Origin of the sequence: Aromatoleum aromaticum EbN1 (assembly GCF_000025965.1) — a bacterium.
GTDB lineage: Bacteria > Pseudomonadota > Gammaproteobacteria > Burkholderiales > Rhodocyclaceae > Aromatoleum > Aromatoleum aromaticum.
In genome coordinates, this window is sequence record NC_006823.1 from 187,926 (window position 1) to 207,355 (window position 19,430).

Sequence of the window (19,430 nt, forward strand, 5' to 3'; positions counted from 1 at the left end):
CTTGAGTCTCTGACTCGACTCCAGGCCTCTCACTGATCCTTTCAGTCAGAGGCCTTTTTTGCGTTCACGCTCAGGCCTTCCTGATCGGCCAACCCATCGACTCACAGATCGCGATCGCTTCGTCCTTTGTCGGCGTGGCATCAAGCCAGAACTCGGGATTGACGTCAGGCAAGATCGCCCACAAGCAGTCCCCCTTGGCGCTGTGATCATCCCTGTACTCAATCACTACCCAGTTCAGCCGCTCGGCGATATCAAGGGCTTCTTTGAGCTGATACGGTGCGCCGGCCTTGAATCGGGCGGCCCATGCGGTTTGATCGATCATGATATGCAACCCTCAAAAACCAAGCTGGCATCCGGCCTGTGCAAAAACTCGCAACGCCTCTGACTTACCGAACAACACCCCAATGTAAAAGGCGATCAAGATCACGATTGAAAGCCGGACCAAGGGTCCGCGAAGACTCGCCCGTTTCTCATTGCTTGCACTTTCTGGCTTCATTTTTTTTGAACAGCGCTCAAAGCAGAGCATGAACAAAGATCGACTTGGTCTTCATTGCCGTAGCATCCTCGCCCGATTGCTTCCTCTTCGCGCCAATAAGCAATTGTTTCCTCGATACTTGCCCTGTCGTGAGATGCAAATTCACCGAAATTTCCGCAATATAAAGATTCGAAAATATATTCAAGAAGTATCTTTTCAACCTCAAGAACAGGCATATTTGGATCGATCAGTTCTTCACAATCGATCCAGTAGTTAACCCTCTCCTCCAGATACAGCGATGGATCTGCAGTGCTCATCAACCGCCAGTAGCCACGATAGGTTTCTGGTGATCTGCAGATGCAATCAGCTTGATAAGCCGCCTCGTCCTCGTCGGACCAAAATCCTTTTTCAATACGAAGGTTACGTTCATATTCTCGATCAGAAAACCAACCAAGGTGACTTGACGGATCGTCCTTCGCCCAATCAAAGAATTCAAATGCGAGGCCAGATTTACCCCAGCGTAATACTGTTCGCACTATCTCAGATTTTGAATTACCGAAAACCCATTCGTATCTTCGCAAAAAACCGACATCGTCATCACAATCACCTGTGCAGGCGAAATCGAACTGGTTTTTGTGCTCTTGCCAGAATTTACAAAGCTCATCGAGAGTCTGGAAAGTAACAAACATCGTTCCGTTCTCAAGCATCACTTTTTCAGGAAGCTTAATGTCTACGGGTAAGAGGAGTTTTTTGTAATTCAAGAGGAAAAGTCCTATAGAGGAAGCCCATACGCAGAGTCGTGGTTAGAGGGAGCCTCGCACGTCGGCCATGTCGCGGACGTCACTGTCGGAATGGGCGCCTAGTTCTGTTCATCACGATCCGCGATAATCCCTCCCCTTACAAGCCGGAAAGACTCCCTTCTTTTTTGCGCTCTCTCGTCGCTCGACTCAAAGTAGTTTTGATGCACGGAGCCGATGAGGCTCCATTCTTTGTCAACGATCACGTGGCCACTTCTTCTGAGCGTTTTAACCGCAAAATAGAGATCCATTTCTCCACGCGATAGGTTATCCACATTCAAAGGAATGCCATCATCCCAACGCAATGCCTTTAAACCATTCGCTTCTAGAACTTTATTGGCTAGTTCGCCGCGCACATAATAGCGACCTTCTTCAGTGAAGTTATCGATGAAAAAAAACCGGATTTTTTTGGAAATACGTCGTATCCACTTCACCACGATTCAACCTCAAACAAACCGTTGCTACAACGGCAAACCATGCGTCGGCACAGAGCTCGGCGTGCTCGTTCGACTGGGCTCCACAGCAGGAGCTGCAACGGGTTCCGGCACTTCAACATGAAGCCCGGGCAATGGACGCTTATCCCGAGAATGGTATCGATCTGTGAATCGCTCGTACCCGGTCATCGAATCGATCGTCAGATGAGCGGGTCGCAGATAGACCGTCCTGGCCAGCGTCTCGAGCTCAGCCTCGAGATCGACCACCCCTTGCTTGAACCATGCCTTGATCGGCTTGTCCGGGCTCGCCCCGTCGCTCCAGGAGTAGCCCATTTCCAGCTTCAATTTGTCCTTCGCCTCGAAGGGCGCCCCTTCAGCCCAGACGCAATACGTCTTGCGCCCACTAACCTCCAGCAGGTGAGAGAGGATGGGGCGGCCGCCCGGCCCCATCTGCGCGAGGATGAACAAGGTCACCTCCGCATCCACCAAAGCCCTGTGTGCTTCGTAAAAGCAGCCTCCTATCTGGAACGCTAGCCACTCGAGCTTGGTAGAGCCAGTCATCATCTGCGACCAGGGTGCCTCACGCTGCGAACAAGCCCACCACTTTTTCTGAAAAGAAGGGAAGCGCAATTCGAGGAAGCCACGGTCAAAGGGCGCGTTGTGGGCCACCACCAAGTCTGCTCGGGCAATGAGCGCTTCGACCCGCGCATCATCGAACGTTTGCTCCAAGACATCCTCATCCCGGATGCCGGTCAATCGGGTGATTTCCTCCGGGATCGGCCGACCTGGGTCTTCGAAGCCGCTGTAGCGCTCAAGCACGCGAAGCACTTGGCCGGAAACCCTGTCGAACTCAGCCAGGACGAGGCCAATATCGATGATCTTGTCCGAATCCTTCTTGAGACCGGTCGTTTCGACGTCCACCACCAAGACCGAACGAACTCGGCTCACCTCAATCTTCTCATCATCGAGCTGATACGACTCTGCCGGCACGAAGCGGCGCAGCACCCGGTACTGTCCGGTGGCTTCCAGCGCCAATACCATCTGCTCGTGGTCCATCTTCCTCTCCTGCCCTGCCATCAATGCATCAAAACATTAGCTGAAACTGCCTTCCGAGCCTCCCCCACTTCTACGCGCAGGGCCTCGAGCTGCATGAGCGCCAAGTAGGCGCGATCTGCGGTTTCCGGCGTGCTGTAGGCGATCAGGAAGGAGTTAACAAGGCTACGCAACAGTCCGCCCGTATCATGGTTCTTGATCACCGACATGACGGCAAACTGGTCGAGAAGCTCTACCGGCGTTTCCGAGAATCGATCAGCGCCCATGCCCTTGATGATTTCAGCAAACAAGATCATCAGGTGTTCGCGGCGCTGTTCAGGAGCGAAGGGCTTACCACTCGCTGCATCGGCCAACTCAAGGCGGAAAGTGTGCTGCATCGCAGCCTCCACTCGGGAGGTAAGCAGCTTGGCGATTTCGCGGACCAGTTCGACATGACCAGGCACGGTTGCACGATCCATTTCGCTCATCGCAATGCCCTCTCGACCCGTTCTGCGAATGCATCGTCGTCTGTATCGGCAGCGGCTTCTTCAAGAAGGCTTTCGAGACTGGCGATGTACTGAAGTGTCTGCGCGGAGACGATTTCCACGCCCGAATCGGCGAGGACGGCAGGGTCTAACGGCACGTTTACGCTCTGAGCGTATTCGGCAATCAGCCCTCGAACATCGTTGAGCAAATTATCTTGGGCTCGAGCATCCAGCGGCATGAACGACATACAGCTTCCAGTGCCGCTCCTGCGGACATGCAGGCAAAGGTCGTGCGGCCGTCTTTTTTCCAGCGTTTCAGGCACTTCTTTTCTCCGTTTCATCAGAATAAAGCGCCGCAAGCGCCTCTTCCCACACCCAGTGCGTCTCGTCATCCATCGCACCAGGCGGGAGTTCGAGGGCAGCATTTGCAGCCTCCGCGAGCTGCGTTGCACTACCGAACCCGTCCGCGTTGTTGCGCATCCACGACCGGACTTGTCTGCGATTGGCATTCGGTTTGGGCGGTATCACGCAGGGGCGCGGCTTGCGCTCCATCGTCGCTGCCTCGATCTCGCGCTGCCGATCGGTCACTGCACGGCCAGTCTCAAGCACCCACTTGTAGTAGCGATGCTCTTGTTTAACGCTCATGCGCTGCTCTCCTGGTCCGCCGCAATAATTGCCTCGCTTTCCAACTGCGGATCGAGCCAATCCCTGTTCGCAGGAAGTGCGTCCATGATCTGCCGTAGCAACCACCGGAGCCGACCATTACTTGCGGAGGCGATATCCAGCTTCGCCATTAGCGCGGCTTCTCGTTCGCTACCCATGCCAAGCAGACGAGCCTGTTCAAGTGCTTCGTCCCTCTCTGACTCGATGAGATCACGCAGACGCTCGATCTCATCGGCAGCCTGTGGACCAACGCCGTCCATCAGCGATTTAAGCTGTTCATCCCCCATGCCCTGCATGGCGCGAAGGCGGCCAATGAGATTGGCCAATCCATCTCCTTCCAACTCTTCGTCAAACATCGGAACAATCCTTTCGCGCGGACTGAACGAGCGACCGATAGCCATCGCGCTCCAAAATCGCCTGCATTCGGTCGTCAAGCACCTGGGGCATCAGCACCCAGCCGCCATTGACAGCAGGATCGCAAGCGACCCCCACGTGCCAGGCGATGAGCCTGCTCAATTTGAGCTTTGCCTGCTCGTAGCTCTCTTCGGGCTTTGCAATTCCAAGGAAAGAGCAAACCAGCTCCTCATCGATGGCACGAAGCCAACCGCTTGAGCCAAGCTTTCTTACCTCTTCCAACTGCGTCGACACCTCCTGCAGCGTGTTCGCGCAGTGCTGGTAGTCGGCAACCATGGCCCGGTACGCCAACTGCTGTGCCTCGATTGTTTGTCTTGCCCGGGCGAGCTCTTCCTGTAGCCTGTCAATCGTTTCGCTTGTCGTCTCAGTCACGCGCACACCTCATGCAGCCTCGGCGTTTTCCCTGCCAAACTCAGGCAACGCATTGAGAGCCTCGTATGCGTCAGCTGAGATTTCCACTGCCCACCCCGGAATAACGGGGTCCTCAAAGTTGCGCGAGTAACCGCTTCCAGTAGGCCTGTTCTTCGCGTCAGGCGTGGAGACGATCACCCGCCCATCGAAAAGCGGTTTGGCGCAACAGTAGTGAAAGGTCGTCGGAAACCCGCACGCAACAACGCCGTAGATGCCGAGGCTTTTTTCGAGTGACCACTGCCAGATTTCCTGCAACTCAGCAGTGTTCTGAAGCAGCTCCTCGAGCTTTTTGCCGGCGGCGGTTCTCTTGTCAGGAATTGCCACCCAGGCTTCTTCCTTTTCGAAAAAGGTGAACTTCCCAAGTCCCTCAACCTTGGCCGTTTTGGGGCGTTCCTTGAAGCTCATACCCCAGCCCTTTCCGGGGACAAAATACATTCCGGCCGCACCATAAGCCTCGATCTCGCGATAAGACGCACGGGCATCGGACTTAGCCAGCATGAACATTGAAATGGCGCGTTTAACTTCTTCTCGATCCGCAGGCAGAACGAAGTACTTGCGTGCAACGTATGACATTAGAAAGCTCCTGTAGGTGGCACAGAGGCATTCTGTATGTTTATATAAACGCAGTCAAATAGATGCATCGATTCCAATACAATGGAGAAATTAAGGTAACCCGACCGGCTTGTACGTCTGCGCCAAAACCTCGTCTACGAGCTCTCCGCAAGCTTCTGGGGTCTTGAAGTCGGCAGCGCGTTCCCGCAACCGAAGCACATAGGCTGCCCGCTCAAGTGCAATTGCTTCCCGAAGAACCGCCTCGATCTCGCTGGCGCAATCGCACTCTCTGGAAACACCGTCGCATGCTTCGGTCAAGGCTTTGCGAATCACTTCCACCTGCGAGCGGCCGTAGCCTGAAGCGATAAGCCGATCAAGCCCCTCTGCAAGCTCGGGTCCAAGGTCCACCACCACGCGGCGCCCTTTGCTGCTCTTGAGTCGCTCGAGGTACGTCTTCTGACGCTGAGTCGTCAGGTTTGAGAACTGCCTGTCTTCTTTCGCTCCCATCAACCATCAACCCCAGATCGAGGGATGTACTCAACGAATTCCCACTGCGAGCGCGTCGGATCGACCTCGCTGCAACGCGCCATGTAGAGCGGCCGCCATCGATGCGTTGGCTCGAAAGTCGAGTCGGACTGGTCGCTGACCGTCATGCAGAGGCCAGACCCGGAAAGCTCCACCCGTCCGTCCGGATGGAATGTGAAACGCTGCAAACTTTCCGCTTCCAGGAAAGGGCTTCGCTCGCCGCACTGACGCGGTACCAACGCAGCGCCAGGCAGCGCCCGGCCGTTGATCCCCGCCACCGTAGCGCAGGCGCCGTACGCCGGAAACTTGATCTTGCCTCCTTCCAGAATGACTGCCTCATCCTGGTACAACTGCGGTCCCTTGCAGTTATGCGCCGTGAGCGGCATGTCAAATCGGATGTAGCGCCCGGAGCCGACCACATCGATGCAATATCCGTCGACAGGTCGATCGAGGCTGTTCTTCAGCTTGAAATGCCCAACCGCAGGTGTGTCCGAGAATGCAGTTAATGGGGCAAAGCAAGCCGCAACGACAGCCATTCGCCCGAGAGAGCAAAAAGCAGAAAGTCGCATTGATTCGTGTTCCTGGAAAACAATTCTTCCTGACAGTTTATATAAACATCGGAATTTTGCACCCAAAGCAGAAATGAAAAAGGCCAGCTCATCCGATATCAGATGGCTGGCCTGGTTGTGTCATGAATCAAGGATCACGTACGCCTTTCCTCGGCATACGCATCCCGGTAGAGACGATCGGCAATCTGTCGATCCTCACCCTGTTCGAGCGCCTTCGCAGCCCGGAAGTGTCGAGCATGAAACTCAGCACGCGCTTCATCACGCTGATTCCGGGCCTTAGCAGCCTGTCGCCCAAGGTCCATGTAGAACTCACGACTGTTCAGCATGGCGAGCACTCCATCTCGGAATGCGATGGCCAAAACACCTCCATGAAAACCACGTCACGCTGTCGCCAAAGTGCGGCAGCTGCTCGCTTGACATCATCGAGGACATGATGTGCTTCGGGCAAAATCAGAAAGCTCATTCCTGCCCTGCCTGCAAGCTCCTCGTGATATGGGACGCCCTCCACGATCATGCCAAAGCGCTTGTTTCGCTCTCGAACGAAGGCCAGTCGAACCTGTTGTTGCTCGGCTGTTTCGAGATCCGATTTTCGATGTTGCCGGATACGGGGTCGCATAGATCAAACCTCCCCGTTCTTGGTTTCAACCAGGGTAGCCAGCTTTTCTGCGACCTTGCCTGCAAACACCGGCACCTGACCCACAAAGACCGAGTAAGGCCGGACATCTGCCAGACGATCCGCCACGATCGACTCAAACATCCCCTGATCTTCACGCCAAAGCTCGAGGTAGCTCTGCCCGTAGGTCGCAAGCTTGCTGGCCACCTCGGTAGCCAGGGTGTCGCGCTGGATGTCGTCGGCCAGCACAACCAGCTCGAAAGCACGAATCTCGCTTTCAGTCAGAGGGCGGTCATAAACGATGACACCGTGGCGCGTGAATCGCTCGGCGCCGGGTTCACCGTTTTCCCGAACCTCAAACAAACCGGGCGGCACAGCACCAATGCTGGCCGGCCGGAACTGCAAACCGTATGCGTATTCCATGATCTACATCTCCTTTTGTGAGTTGGAACTGCACAAAAGGGATGCGATAAGCAACCAGTGAAAACCAGCTACCATCCGCGAGGTGCTCGAGTACGAAGGCAAGCCCTGTTCAGCCCTCGCGCTGCGCGAGCTCGACCGCCAGGGCAACCTGGCGCTTCCCGACCTCCGACCACGGCTCGCCTGCCGGAGTCTTGCGGTTCCACGCTAGGCCGCTCGTGTGGGGCATCGGGACCGCAAGCAGCCCGCGTTGTGCTGCCAGCGAGCGAAGCGCTGGATGGCACATAGCCGGATCGACCCAAGTACCTCCGGGCGACCGCGACATCTCAATGCGTCGTGCAAGCGAGCCTGTCCCAACGATGTGCGCAGCAGCTGTGCCCCCAACTAACAGCAGCACCCGCGGCCGCGTTTGCTCGATGAACTCTGCCAGATACGGCATACATGCATCGACTTCCGCTCTCGTCGGCTTTCGGTTCTCAGGCGGCCGACAGCGGCAGATGTTCGCTCGCCCGTAGCCCTCGCGTCCGATGCCATGCTCGGCAAGCAATCGATCGAGCGTCTTACCTGCCTGCCCTGTGAACCCAATGCCCATTTCGTCTTCTTTCTCACCTGGCGCCTCCCCAATCGCCAATAGCCCCCCCAACGGGGCTGGCGTCGACATGACGATCTGGCTTCTCGACGCGCAGAGCGCTGGACAACGAATGCATTCAGGCACAAGAACCTCCTATATGTGCAGAAAATGCGGCATTGTAACCGGATTCATGTCGCACCCATTCCGTTGGCGGCAACCAATTCTCCAGCCATGGAAGAAACTCAGACGCGGGCATCGGCCGGGCAATACCGAAGCCTTGCGCAAAGTCGCACCCAAGCTCCATCAAGCATAGATAGTGCTCGAGGGTCTCAACACCCTCAGCAACGACCTCGCGTTTGAACGCTCGCGACAGACCGATCACCCCTTCCACGATCACTCGATCCTCCTCGTCGTTCAGCATGTCCCGGACGAAGGACTGATCGATCTTCAAGACGTCGGCCGGCAAATGCTTTAGGTAGCGCAAGGACGCGTAACCGGTACCGAAGTCATCCAGCGCAAAACGGATACCTTCAGCCTGCCTCCGACTGATAATCCCGGAAATGTGCTCGATGTCGTCAAGCGCAACCGTTTCGAGCACCTCAATCTCAAGGCGAGAACGATTTATTTCGGGATGAGCAGCCAGCAGTTTCGCCAGCGTGTTCATGAAATCATGGGTCTGCAAGCTGAGTCCGGAAACGTTCACACTGATACTGAGATCGAGCCCGATTGCGTGCCACAACATCAACTGCGCGACCGCCTCACTGAGGACCCACTGGTCAATCTTCTGACTGACAAGATGGTTCTGGATCTGAGGCAGAAAGGCGCTCGGCGGCAACAGACCGCGATCGGGGTCTTGCCACCGGATCAGCGCTTCGACACCAATTACACGCCCACGCCGAAGATCGACCTTTGGTTGGTAGAAAAGCAAAAATTCGCGTTCGGACAGCGCATGTTCGATACGCTCTACCAGTTCTCTCTGAACACGAACCTCTACATCAAACTCCGTGTCGTAAAGATGGATGCGATTCTTTCCAGCTTCTTTCGCCTGGTACATGGCGTGATCGGCGTGGCGCAGCAAGGTATCGGGGTCCGCTTCATCACAGGGAAACAAGGTAACGCCAATACTCCCCGTGGCAGTGAGATGATGCCCATTCAGTTGAATCGGCTCTTCTAGCTTGGCTAGCAAGCGTTCGAAGGTGTGATGGCACTCCTCGGGCTTTCGCAAGCCCTGCACCAAGATCACGAATTCATCGCCACCTAACCGAGCGACAGTATCGTCACCCCGCACCACACTTTTGATACGTTTCGCGATCTCTTGTAGGAACTGATCGCCTACCTCATGGCCGAACTGATCGTTCACCGGCTTGAACCCATCCAGATCCAGATAGCCGAGGGCGAACAGCGTCGACTCGCGCCGACTGCGCGCAATCGCCATGCGCATGTGATCCGCGAGGAGGGTGCGATTTGCCAGGCCTGTCAGCGGGTCGAAGTAAGCTAGTAATTCCAACCTTTTTTCGTTGCTCTTGATCTGGCTGAGATCCATGAACACCGAGATATAGTGCGAAACCTCACTCTCTTCGTCCCGCACTGCCGAAATATTGAGCCACTGCGGGTAAATTTCTCCGTCTTTTCTCCGATTCCATATCTCCCCACACCAATTTGAAGCTTTGTAGAGGCTCTCCCACATGCCAGCATAGAAAGCACTATCGTGGCGTCCAGATTGAAGGATGCGAGGATTCTGGCCGATGACTTCCTCACGACCATAGCCAGTGATACGGACGAATGCCTCATTGACATCCAGGATTATCCCGTTCCGATCTGTGATTGCGATTCCCTCGCGGCTGTTGGCAAAGACACTCGCCCACAACCGAAGTGCCTCATCAGTCCGCTTACGCTCCGTGATGTCTTGGAACACGATAAGAGAGCCATCGAACTGCCCATCAGGGTCGAAGCGAGCCGTAGCGCTAATGCGACTCCAGCGCGCCGAGCCGTCCTTGCGCCGCCAGCGAAGTTCGTAATTTCCGCTCTCACCCCGCCTGCGCTTCTCAGTTTCCTCGGCAAAGCGCCCCAGGTCCTCGGCCTCAGACCAAACCAAGTCGCCTGCCCACACCCCGTCTAGTTCATCCGGGGAATAGCCAAGAATTCGGAGCATGGCTGGATTGGCAAAACGCGCGACGAAGTCCGCATCGAGCACCAAGATTCCATCGCTAATCTCGTTGACAATCAGGCGATACATTTCCTCGTCAGCTTGCATTTCAATCCTTCTCGTCTGAATTGTCTTAGATTCAAGGAGAATCAATATATTAACAGGCCCGCACTCCACCTCCTCCTCACAAGAACAGATCAGCCAAAAAGAAAGCCCAGCGCACCTCGTGAACGGAGGTGTGCTGGGCTTGTGATCAGAGTCGAATCGGCATCGCGCCGACTCGATCCACCTCACTCAAGCGGCTTGGGGCCGCTTCAAGAACCGCTCCAACATGAGCTTGGCAACATCGTTGGTCGCGCTGTAACTGACGTCTTCACCGAACGGGTCCAACGTGTACCCGAACCAGGTTTGACCTTCGAACAACCGCCTGCTGCACACGACACCATGACGGTTGATCGTCATCTCATCAGGCTTTCCGGGCAAGGCATCCCTCCAGTGAAAATCGACCCGCGTTGAGGTGGCCTTCCTGACAAATCCCGCAAACTGCTCCGAGTTCTGCATGAAGGCCGCTTCGTTGGGCGCGATAGATGCAACGATTTCCTGTGCCGACTTCGCCATGTTCGTTCTCCTGTCGACCATCCACGCTCACTCGACCCAAAAGAACGCATCGTCCGAGACAGACGTTGGGGCTTGACCTCGCAACGTGACGCCGACCTCCGGCCGCAGCACGATCCCGTTACCGACCCGGTAGAGCGAGAACGCGAGCGCATCTGAATCAAAGTGGATATGCGCGCACGGCACCTGGTCGATCCCATTGACGGGGTTCGTCCCGACCTCCATCGTCACCGACAGAAGCTGGTCGAGGTCACCCTCACCCTGCCCTGCCGTAAGGAACAATTGACCCGAATGCAAGCGTTGGTCATCGGCCTCCATGACATGAGTGGGTTCCAGATCGGCAAACGCGTACGAGGCCCAGTGCTTGACAGGCACCGAACTGGGTAGCGCTGCCTTGTCTTGCTCAGGCTTGGCCAGTGCTCGAGCCAATCCCTCACGCAACGTGGCGCGGACCGCTTCATCGGTCACTTCCTCAAGCCGACCTTCAACCTGTAGAAGCAACTGCTGAACAGCGCGTTCAAGGCGACCTTCACTGAGCGCCCGTTCCAGACCACTGCCATCCGCGATCGCCGCAGCCGATGAACGATGCACGACGACATGCTTCCCAATGAACAAGCCATTCCCGCCGAATTCGTGGAGCCGTGGCTTGCTGCAGTGATACGCACCTTCAGTCTCGATCGACGTGAGCTCGTGGCCATCATCAAACAGTTGAGCCAACTCGAAGAGCACCGTAAGTTCCGGCCGATCATCATCGAAGGCTTGCCCATCGAGCACCTCGATTACCTTTTCTGAGGAGTGCCCAAAGTGCTCGGCAAGCAGCACCGCGCAGGCTTTGATGCACTCACGGGCACCCTCGGTGACCGCGAGTTCGTACGATTCAGCCAGTTCGACAAGCGCCTCGTGGATCTCATCCCAACGCAGGCAACTGCCCTCTGACATCTCCGCGATGTACGCCTGCCCGTTGCCGGGATACGCAGCATCCAGATCAGCACCGCCAAAAAGCGCCTGAATGACGCCGGTGACCTGCTTCAGGTTGAGGACACCCGTCCAGTCGTAGTAATTCTGTGCCATCTTCGTTCTCCATTCATTCCGAAAGAAATGGCGAACACTCACCCCCTGGCGGGAAGTGACTGTCCGCCGAGGGTGGTCGGGGCATTTCGCCCCATTGAGTTAGATTGCTACTTGCCTAGATCAGAGCGCCGCCCTGGATACATCCAACTCCAGATTTGCCTCTGCTACCGGCATCCAGTAGCAGTCCGTATCGAGGAGATAGCGCCGGCCCGTTGCGTACAGCGAGCACGGTTCGGACGGCTGATACAGGCCCGTCACACGCTGCTTGAACTGCACGCCATAGGCGTTGGTGTAGATCACGGGGTCGCCAACGCTAAAACGAAGCGCATCACCGTTTTCAGGCGCAAAAGGCTTGTCCCTGTCATGCTGAGCGATCACCCGCTCGGCCCACGCCCAGTGGCTACTCATGATGAGCCTCCACAGGCACCCCCAGAACCTCGGCGAGGCCCTTGAAGCTTGAAGGCACGCCAGCCGTCGCTTCGGGATCGGATGCAAAGGCGTCATGGTCGAACACGGCCACCTCAACCCCTGGATCGCAGGCGATGTCGGCAACTCCGCCGCTAACGCTCACCAGAACCCGCTTCGCCTCGTGGTCATCGACCGTGTTGAGTCGTTCGCACAGCACATCGACCTCTTCCATGTTGAGGGGCCGCAGCACCTCCCCTTCGGTTGCGATCGAATGCTCCAGAGGCGTACCCGAGATGCCGGTACGCGCCCAGAAGCGCAGGGCTGCCAACACCGTTGCCAACTCGCGTTGAGAGAACACCATGATCAGGCCTCCACCACGCGAGACAGCCTGCCGCACACCGCATCGATGCCTTCCAGCCAAAAGGCCAGAAGCAGACTCGTGCGAGGCTCAAACTGCGAGTAGCTCGCGCTGACCCAGCTTTCGGCCAGTGCCAAGGCTTCCTCCTGATCATCCTCACGCGAACCGACTGCGTTCGCGCATCGGCTGCCCAGCGCCCCCTTCAGCAGATCGACACGATCCCAGTGCTCGTCTTCATCGAGGACGATGCGTCCGGCGTTAACCTCCTCTGCCAGCGCAGCGATCTCGCCTTCGTGCTTTTGGGCGAACGCCTCGAGTTCAGCCCGGTACTCCTCGATCGCTCTGGTAATCACGATCGACTTGAGCTTGGCGCGAACCGGACTCTCACCAGAATTGAGGCGATGCACCTCGCGCAACACCGCAACAACTTCGCAATGCCGCGGCTCGGTGACGTCGTAGTTCATCTCGATCACCGCTGCGAATTCGGCAAACGTGTAGCGCCGAAGAACACCCTTCGGTGGCTGGTGCGTGAGCAGAAAGCCGTAGGCTTGAAGCGCGTGAAACACCGTCTTGGCCTGGTCATCGCTGGCCAGGTAGTCATCCATACCGATCGTATCGAGATGAACGACAATCGGACTTGTGGTGATGCCCATATTTTTCTCCTTGGATTGAGGTTGAACTGCACCTCAGAGATGCGCTGGACGGGCGCATAAAAAACATGCTCCTGAGTACCACGCGAACAGGCTCAGCCGCGCCCATACGGAGCGAATATCGAGCGAACTCTCTCATCGATCATTTTGAAGTGAGGACGATGGATTCGGCTATCGAGCAAATGGATGCGGCGATTGTTGGGTAGCCCCGCACGACGAATCAGTCGGCCCATGCCTTGCTTGAGCCGCAAGATCATGTCGAGCACTTCCCACGGCACGGCCGGCTCGTTCCTGATTCGGTATTCATGTGTGACGGACTTGTTCAATCCAAAGGGCAAGCGAGGGATCACCACGTCAGTGAGCACGTTATCCTCTTCGGCGCTCAATGCTGGCTGACCCAGTAGCGTGTGCAGGGGCTCGTGACCACCGATATCAAGCCCAGTCCATGCGCCACCGGTTGCAAACCAGACGGCCTTCCTGCCCGCCATCCGTAGCCTCAGAAACGCGCTCGCCTGCTCGGCCAGGGTTGCGTCGGCAGTGCCGAAAACTGCGCTTGCACGCAACTGAAAGGGCATCAAGGCGCTGAGCACTTGAATCGAATGGTACGAGGTCATCAAAACCAGCACACCGCCTGCTGCACTGGCCTGGATGCGTGTCACCTCTTCGCAGACGGCTTCGAGCCACGTGCGTTCAGCCTCCTGCAACGCAGCCGACGTGAGCTTGTCCCCGCGAGACGGCGGGCAGAGCCTTGGCTCTGCGACCGGCAAATGCACGCTCTGGATGGCCTCTCTCAGCCAGGATGGAGAAATCGGTGCGAAGGCATGGAATCGTCCATCTGGAATGCTAAGCAACCGTTTGTGGTGATAGCTCGAGTAGCCACCGTCTGCCTTTGGAAGCAAAAGTGTTGCTGAAACGCACGCAGCACCGGAGACACTCCCCCACAGGCTACCCATCAGACCATCCACTCGCCCGGCACCGACATAGAGCTGCGGGTAGGTCCGCACGGGCGAAAACTTCACGAGCGCATGCTGCCTGGATGATTGGCTGTTGACCGCGGCCCGAAGTATAATTTTGGCATACTCCACCTCGCGGAGTTTTGCGTGAGCCGAGCGATTCTCATCCCTGTTCCGAACTCTCCCTACGCTGCAGGCATCGAGAATCTCCGCAAGGGATGCGCGCACCTGCTCGGCCGCGCTAGTGCGTTCAGACAAGGCGATCGTTTCGCCCTTGGCAAAAAGCGAGATCGCTCGCAGGCGCTCAATCCCGGCCCTGATTGCAGCCACCTTTGCCGCGGAGATGCCATACCCCTCTTTGTGACAGTACTCAGCCGCACGAAGTAGGTCACGCAAGGAAAGGTAGGACGCGTTGGCTGAGGCCATGGCGGCCTCGAATTGGTGTGCCTCATCGACAAGCAGGTACGCGAACGGGGGAAGTTTGCCTGCGTGCTCAGATGCCTCGGCCCCGCACCGGATACGCTCTGCCTCGATCTCTCGCAACGCCTGCAAAAGCCTCGCCTTCTCCTTACCGTTCTCCTCGGCACGGATCGCAAGCATCAGGTCGATTTCCCGTGTTCGGAGAGCTCGTACCTCATCGCTTCGGGAGGCGACCCAGTGCCGCTGTTTGGTCGAGTAGCCGAGCATCGCGTGCGTGCACAGCAAGATTTCACTTTCCGGCCTGATCTCGTGCTCGAACTGCTCCAGGTACGACTGAAACCCAGGATCATCCTCATCGGGTGTATCGGACAAACAGCACACCGCCACAGGGAGTGCCGGAGCAATCTGCTTGAGCGTGGAGACGAGCCACCGCTTTTGGAACGGCGAGTCAGGCAATGGCTCACCATCGAGCTCGATCCAACGCTCAACGGCTTGCATGGCATCGAAATATTTCGGGTTCTTGAGTAACTCGCGCACTGCATCCCGACTTACGAACTCACGCCGACCAAAAACCGCATGAAGTGGGTGCATGCTGAGGCTGCCAGGAAGCCTTCCATAGGCCTCCGCGAACTGCCTCATGAGCGCAATCGTCGGGACGGCGATCGCGACACGCCCGCCCGGGTGGTCCCGCAGGCACTGTTCGGCCGCAAGCAACATAGCCAAGGTCTTGCCCACACCTGTCGCTGCCTCTACCAGCGCAATTTGACCACCTTCGAACGCGCCTCGCAGGTTCAGGAAGACCTGGGCCTGTTCAACACGGGTACTGAGCCCTGCCGCCGCCCATGCCTCCTCGAGGAGCTCACACCCGCCGGGCACAGACTCGAGATGCGCGGACTCATGTACTGCCGCATAGCTCAAGATCAGTCGCTGGCAAACGACCGATTCCGGCACGCCGCTCGACTTCGAGAGTACTCGGACCTGCTCTGCAAGCTCGCTATTCAGGCTGAGGTTGACCCGCTCGATGGCCGCTTTGGATGGGACCTCGATATGGAGGAGATCGAGTTTCTCTTCCAGGGCCTTTGCGACCGTGCTGCGCATCACGTGCTTGACGGCAAGGGCGTCTGCGGCAGGCGTGCCAAATCCAGGAACCAGCTTCTCGCATACGTTTTTAGGCACGCGGAAAGTCACGACGACAGCCATGTTCCACCTTTAATCAGTTGTTTTCTTGATTTATTAGAAAGCAAGAAGCCAAACTTGTAAAGGAGACAGCGTCATGTTAGCTTGTTCAGGAAGTTATCTGATTAAAGGAAAATCGAATGCAGCAACATCTACTTCGGTTTGCGCTCCCGGCTGGCAAAAAACTCTGGCCCAACGATCTCCGCGAAGCACTGGCCAAGCACGATCTGCCGCCACTTTTTTTCAGCCGCGACCCACAAACCGGCCATGCGATCACCCGCGCGATGCGAAACGAGAAAAGGGTGCGCGGCTACATCGAACAGCACGGTCACGAACCGCCACCGCCAACCGAGGAGCAGCGGGCAAACCCGCTTGCGATCCCGGGAATTCGCATTGTCGGGTCATCGACCTGGGTGGGCATTCTCGCTACAGGTGAGCGCTACAAACCCCTCCTCGAAGCGGCCACCCTGCCCGCAATCCAGATCGTCACGCAGCGGTGCGGTCGCGGCGTCGGGGTTGAGCTTGAGCAGCACACCCTGAGCATCAAGGGACTGGACGACCCGAAGCGGTATTTCGTCCGGAACTTGGTGATGAAGCGGGGACTGACGAAGACCGCAGAGAACACGACGCAGGTCGCCTCGCGCATCCTTTCTGCCCTTGAGCGTCAAGCAGTCGCGTATAGCTTGGATCTTCCACCCACGGCGCAAGTGGACATCCATGTAGAGAGCGTCGTACGCCCTCGCGGCATGCGCCTTGTGACGTCGACGGGCGCAACCGAGCAATTCGTTGGCCTGGCTGACGTGGAGTTTTATGCGTGCCTGGACCTGAAGGGGTACTGGTTTGCAGGCAACCTGACATCACGCGGATACGGACGAATTATTGCTGATCACCCTGCGATGAGCACCGGGAGGTACGCGTGATGATTTCTCCCACGCAGCTTCTCATTTCGTATTTGCGCATCCCGACCACAGGAAAGAGTACCGCCGATCACGACGGGCGCTGTGTCATGTGCGGAGGCCATTACGCTGTCGGCGACCCGTGCGAGGCATGGAAGCCGACCGCTTCCTTCACGGACTTTGCGGATCTGCAGAACCCGTGGGGGACCCACGTGTGCGGCGCCTGCCTCGCCGTCAATGCACGCGGGAAGGACTTCATGCAGGACTACACGAAGTCGATCGTGTGCAAGGGCGGGGTGTTTGGATTCTTCAGTAACGATGCAGTTGCGCACTGGCTCGTGAACCCACCCGAACCCCCGTATCTGGCCTTCATCAGCACCCAGAAGTTGGGGCACATCGCCTGGAAAGCACCGGTCAATCTTTCGAGAGAACGGATGGTCGTGCGTTACAACGACAAAACCCTGGTGATTCGCCGAGCACATCTCCTTGAGTCGATCGAAGCCGCGAAGGCGCTCTCGGAAGCAAAGATCGCCGACGAAATCGCCAAGGCAGCCGAAAAGAAGGGCAAAAAGATCGGAAGGCCGACCGCGTTCCGAGCTCCAGTCAGGCTGGAACGCGAGATGGAGAACCCGGAGAGCGGCGCCCTGGCGCCCTGGGTCGATGAAATCGCCGCTGGCGACCCTGCGCTCATGCGCGCGGCACACACCTTACGCTCGGCGACAGTAGGGGAGATCTGGGGGCTCACCCACATCCTGTACGCAAAAACCCCTGGCAGCGAACTCAAGCTTAAGCCCGGCGCATAACCCACCGAACCCTCGGCAAATAAACTTCGTTCACGAAAAAGGAAAAGCGATGACAACCCACAGCAATATCCAGGGGATCTTCAAACTCACCGCACCCATGCACGTAGCCGACTCCATCCAGTACAGCCTGGACGACAAAGGTTACGTTGTGCGAAAGACTAACGGGATGGCGAACGTGATCGCCACGATGCGTCAGAATATTCTGACCGATGGCATGCGGGTCAAGATTCCGTACTTTCCGGCAAACGACCTGCGGGGGCGTCTGCGTCGCAAGGCGGCCGCGTTGGTGATGGAGGCACTGGCTGCCAAGGGCGATAAGGTCCCCGTCGAACTCTACGCCGGGCTGTGCGCAGGTGCCTCGGGAGCCAAACCCGAGAACAGCGTGACGATCGAGGAGATCAAGCGCGCGTCGAAACACGTCTACATGGGTCTCTTTGGCGGCGGCACGCGAATGCTGCGCTCTCGATTCATCGTCTCTGACGCCGTGCCGATCATGAACGCCACCGTCAAGGCGGGCTTGGTACCGGCGTTGTTTGGCCCCTATGAGAACAGGGCACTACCCCTCTCGAACGGCAGCGAGGCCGTCGAGTCGGGCGACGGGTACAAGCTCACCGAGGTGCGTCATATTGTGCGCGTCGATGACGTGACCCGCGTCATGCGCTCAGATGAGCTTCGGGCTTACGTACAGGACGCAGAGAACGCCGTCGCCCAGTGGCAAGCCAATGTGCTCCAAAACCGTTCCGATCGAAAGAATCAAGGGGAGCAAAAGACCACGGGCGAGGAGACTGCGAGCATCAAGAAGTCCGACCTCGCGAACGTCGTCTCTGTCCAAAGCATCATCGCCGGCACCGAGCTCTACGTTCGGTTCGACCTGCAAGACACCACGACGCAGGCCCAACGCGGCCTGCTGCTGTGCGCTCTGCGTGACCTCATCAATGAGCAAGCCCTGGGCGGCTGGATTCGTAACGGCTTCGGCAAGTTCACGGCCGAGCACTTCACGGCGAACCTCGAAGACAAAGCCTTCGCACCGTTCGCATTGGACGACAAAACGGGCGAGCTCAAACTGACCGATGCTGCTGGCCCGATGCTCGAAGCCATGAAATGCGAGCTTGCCGCGCTCACAGTGCCGTCGCTGATGGAGTTCTTCACCGGCAAGCAGCCCAAGGAAAAGGTCAAGAAGGCCAAGGAGGCGGCGTAATGCTCGCCCCGCTGAAGATCACCTTCCATCTGGACACCCCGATGCAGCGCTCGGGGTATCCGATTCACCTTGACGCGCTGGTTGCCTATGCCCAGACACATGCTGCCCTAGCCGGAATGGACGCAGACAATGCGCCTACTGGCATGCTCCGCGAGCTGGCCGAGGATCTTCCTCTAGCCAAGACAGAGAACAACGACGAGTGGGTATGGAAGGCGTCGGCGCTGATCCCTGTGAGTTTCGGTGAGAAATCAGTGCGGATGTGGACGCGAAAGACCAACCCCTATGACATCGCACGACGGATCATCGCCGACAAGGTGGAGATCGGGGTGCGAACGGAAAACGCGCTCAAAGCGGGGAAACCCTACGCTGGCGCGATCGATACGGCGCGCGGATTGCTCAAGAATATGCATGAGTTCTATCCGGTCGAGGAGATCCATCAACTCGACGCGTGGTGCATTGGTGATATCGACCTACTGGAAAACCTTCTCGCGCCCGAATCGGGTTGGATCACCCACATCGGCAAACGCACGCGGATCGGCCACGGTCGGGTCAAGACGATCCAGATCGAGGAAGACGAGGAAGCGCTGGAGAAGTGGAAGCTGCGCGTACTTCCATGGCCCGAGGCAGGCTATGAACCGATCCAGGCCGGCTTGAGACCCCCCTACTGGGCAGTTGAGACTCGGGGACTCGGGTATTGCCCGGACTCGTTGTTCTGAGTCATTCTGGCTATGCAGGATCAAATAGTCGCCCCCATGCTGGTACTGGAGCCAGGCGT

The 19,430-nt window shown here is 57.3% G+C and carries 26 protein-coding genes; 5 read left to right on the top strand and 21 right to left on the bottom strand.

Going from position 1 to position 19,430, the window contains the following annotated elements; all coding sequences use genetic code 11:
- Positions 1 to 70: 70 nt before the first annotated feature.
- The 12 genes from EBN1_RS21675 to EBN1_RS21730 all read right to left on the bottom strand — a co-directional run bounded on the left by EBN1_RS21675 (position 71) and on the right by EBN1_RS21730 (position 6,357).
- Positions 71 to 322 carry a hypothetical protein gene (locus EBN1_RS21675; RefSeq protein WP_041647863.1) on the bottom strand — a complete coding sequence of 84 codons (252 nt, stop codon included), beginning with the start codon at positions 320 to 322 and terminating at the stop codon, positions 71 to 73.
- Positions 323 to 492: 170 nt separating this feature from the next.
- Positions 493 to 1,236 (bottom strand): hypothetical protein, encoded by a 744-nt coding sequence (locus EBN1_RS21680; protein WP_011254672.1) that lies wholly within the window; start codon positions 1,234 to 1,236, stop codon positions 493 to 495.
- A gap of 98 nt (positions 1,237 to 1,334) precedes the next feature.
- Positions 1,335 to 1,709 (bottom strand): hypothetical protein, encoded by a 375-nt coding sequence (locus EBN1_RS21685; protein ID WP_011254671.1) that lies wholly within the window; start codon positions 1,707 to 1,709, stop codon positions 1,335 to 1,337.
- A 24-nt stretch (positions 1,710 to 1,733) separates the two neighbouring features.
- Positions 1,734 to 2,762 (bottom strand): 3'-5' exonuclease, encoded by a 1,029-nt coding sequence (locus EBN1_RS21690; protein WP_011254670.1) that lies wholly within the window; start codon positions 2,760 to 2,762, stop codon positions 1,734 to 1,736.
- A gap of 20 nt (positions 2,763 to 2,782) precedes the next feature.
- On the bottom strand, positions 2,783 to 3,226 hold the full coding sequence (locus EBN1_RS21695) for a hypothetical protein (protein ID WP_011254669.1): 444 nt from the start codon (positions 3,224 to 3,226) through the stop codon (positions 2,783 to 2,785).
- Complete coding sequence (locus tag EBN1_RS21700) at positions 3,223 to 3,546, bottom strand: hypothetical protein (RefSeq protein WP_157866779.1); 324 nt, start codon at positions 3,544 to 3,546, stop codon at positions 3,223 to 3,225. The genes EBN1_RS21695 and EBN1_RS21700 overlap by 4 nt, the downstream gene beginning before the upstream one ends.
- A complete protein-coding gene (locus EBN1_RS21705; RefSeq protein WP_041647866.1) occupies positions 3,539 to 3,868 on the bottom strand; it encodes a hypothetical protein in 330 nt (109 codons plus the stop codon). Before EBN1_RS21705 ends, EBN1_RS21700 begins: the two co-directional genes overlap by 8 nt.
- Complete coding sequence (locus EBN1_RS21710; protein ID WP_041647868.1) at positions 3,865 to 4,242, bottom strand: hypothetical protein; 378 nt, start codon at positions 4,240 to 4,242, stop codon at positions 3,865 to 3,867. Before EBN1_RS21710 ends, EBN1_RS21705 begins: the two co-directional genes overlap by 4 nt.
- A complete protein-coding gene (locus tag EBN1_RS21715) occupies positions 4,235 to 4,672 on the bottom strand; it encodes a hypothetical protein (RefSeq protein ID WP_041647870.1) in 438 nt (145 codons plus the stop codon). The genes EBN1_RS21710 and EBN1_RS21715 overlap by 8 nt, the downstream gene beginning before the upstream one ends.
- A 9-nt stretch (positions 4,673 to 4,681) precedes the next feature.
- Positions 4,682 to 5,284 carry a hypothetical protein gene (locus tag EBN1_RS21720; RefSeq protein WP_011254667.1) on the bottom strand — a complete coding sequence of 201 codons (603 nt, stop codon included), beginning with the start codon at positions 5,282 to 5,284 and terminating at the stop codon, positions 4,682 to 4,684.
- A gap of 90 nt (positions 5,285 to 5,374) precedes the next feature.
- Positions 5,375 to 5,770: a ribbon-helix-helix domain-containing protein gene (locus EBN1_RS21725; RefSeq protein ID WP_011254666.1), complete on the bottom strand. Its 396-nt coding sequence runs from the start codon at positions 5,768 to 5,770 to the stop codon at positions 5,375 to 5,377.
- Positions 5,770 to 6,357, bottom strand: coding sequence for an RICIN domain-containing protein (locus EBN1_RS21730; protein WP_011254665.1), 588 nt, complete (start codon positions 6,355 to 6,357; stop codon positions 5,770 to 5,772). Before EBN1_RS21730 ends, EBN1_RS21725 begins: the two co-directional genes overlap by 1 nt.
- A 122-nt stretch (positions 6,358 to 6,479) precedes the next feature.
- Between EBN1_RS21730 and EBN1_RS21735 the strand changes: the two genes are divergently transcribed.
- Positions 6,480 to 6,791, top strand: a complete 312-nt coding sequence (locus EBN1_RS21735) for a hypothetical protein (protein ID WP_157866780.1) — start codon at positions 6,480 to 6,482, stop codon at positions 6,789 to 6,791.
- Positions 6,792 to 6,976: 185 nt separating this feature from the next.
- Here EBN1_RS21735 and EBN1_RS21740 read toward each other — a convergent pair whose 3' ends face one another.
- The 9 genes from EBN1_RS21740 to csf4 form a co-directional block, all read right to left on the bottom strand.
- Entirely contained in the window at positions 6,977 to 7,393 is a 417-nt protein-coding gene (locus tag EBN1_RS21740; protein WP_041647873.1) for a defense against restriction DarA-related protein, read from the bottom strand.
- 109 nt (positions 7,394 to 7,502) lie between these two features.
- A complete protein-coding gene (locus tag EBN1_RS21745; RefSeq protein ID WP_157866781.1) occupies positions 7,503 to 8,051 on the bottom strand; it encodes a uracil-DNA glycosylase in 549 nt (182 codons plus the stop codon).
- Between the two features lie 46 nt (positions 8,052 to 8,097).
- The gene (locus EBN1_RS21750) at positions 8,098 to 10,215 is read right to left on the bottom strand and encodes a putative bifunctional diguanylate cyclase/phosphodiesterase (RefSeq protein WP_157866782.1); all 2,118 of its coding nucleotides are present in this window, start codon (positions 10,213 to 10,215) and stop codon (positions 8,098 to 8,100) included.
- A gap of 186 nt (positions 10,216 to 10,401) precedes the next feature.
- Positions 10,402 to 10,725: a hypothetical protein gene (locus EBN1_RS21755; RefSeq protein ID WP_011254661.1), complete on the bottom strand. Its 324-nt coding sequence runs from the start codon at positions 10,723 to 10,725 to the stop codon at positions 10,402 to 10,404.
- Between the two features lie 27 nt (positions 10,726 to 10,752).
- The gene (locus tag EBN1_RS21760; RefSeq protein WP_011254660.1) at positions 10,753 to 11,793 is read right to left on the bottom strand and encodes a hypothetical protein; all 1,041 of its coding nucleotides are present in this window, start codon (positions 11,791 to 11,793) and stop codon (positions 10,753 to 10,755) included.
- Positions 11,794 to 11,913: 120 nt separating this feature from the next.
- Positions 11,914 to 12,201: a hypothetical protein gene (locus tag EBN1_RS21765; protein WP_011254659.1), complete on the bottom strand. Its 288-nt coding sequence runs from the start codon at positions 12,199 to 12,201 to the stop codon at positions 11,914 to 11,916.
- Positions 12,194 to 12,562, bottom strand: a complete 369-nt coding sequence (locus EBN1_RS21770) for a hypothetical protein (RefSeq protein ID WP_011254658.1) — start codon at positions 12,560 to 12,562, stop codon at positions 12,194 to 12,196. Before EBN1_RS21770 ends, EBN1_RS21765 begins: the two co-directional genes overlap by 8 nt.
- 2 nt (positions 12,563 to 12,564) lie before the next feature.
- The gene (locus EBN1_RS21775) at positions 12,565 to 13,212 is read right to left on the bottom strand and encodes a hypothetical protein (RefSeq protein ID WP_011254657.1); all 648 of its coding nucleotides are present in this window, start codon (positions 13,210 to 13,212) and stop codon (positions 12,565 to 12,567) included.
- Positions 13,213 to 13,304: 92 nt separating this feature from the next.
- Positions 13,305 to 15,782, bottom strand: a complete 2,478-nt coding sequence (gene csf4, locus EBN1_RS21780; protein WP_011254656.1) for a type IV CRISPR-associated DEAD/DEAH-box helicase Csf4 — start codon at positions 15,780 to 15,782, stop codon at positions 13,305 to 13,307.
- 116 nt (positions 15,783 to 15,898) lie between these two features.
- Between csf4 and csf5 the strand changes: the two genes are divergently transcribed.
- The 4 genes from csf5 to csf3 are packed head-to-tail and all read left to right on the top strand — an operon-like array spanning position 15,899 to position 19,371.
- On the top strand, positions 15,899 to 16,678 hold the full coding sequence (csf5, locus tag EBN1_RS21785; RefSeq protein ID WP_011254655.1) for a type IV CRISPR-associated endonuclease Csf5: 780 nt from the start codon (positions 15,899 to 15,901) through the stop codon (positions 16,676 to 16,678).
- Positions 16,678 to 17,457 carry a type IV CRISPR-associated protein Csf1 gene (gene csf1, locus EBN1_RS21790; protein WP_157866783.1) on the top strand — a complete coding sequence of 260 codons (780 nt, stop codon included), beginning with the start codon at positions 16,678 to 16,680 and terminating at the stop codon, positions 17,455 to 17,457. Before csf5 ends, csf1 begins: the two co-directional genes overlap by 1 nt.
- Before the next feature lie 49 nt (positions 17,458 to 17,506).
- Positions 17,507 to 18,655 carry a type IV CRISPR-associated protein Csf2 gene (gene csf2, locus EBN1_RS21795; protein ID WP_011254653.1) on the top strand — a complete coding sequence of 383 codons (1,149 nt, stop codon included), beginning with the start codon at positions 17,507 to 17,509 and terminating at the stop codon, positions 18,653 to 18,655.
- Complete coding sequence (gene csf3, locus EBN1_RS21800; RefSeq protein WP_011254652.1) at positions 18,655 to 19,371, top strand: type IV CRISPR-associated protein Csf3; 717 nt, start codon at positions 18,655 to 18,657, stop codon at positions 19,369 to 19,371. The genes csf2 and csf3 overlap by 1 nt, the downstream gene beginning before the upstream one ends.
- The last annotated feature ends 59 nt before the right edge of the window (positions 19,372 to 19,430 follow it).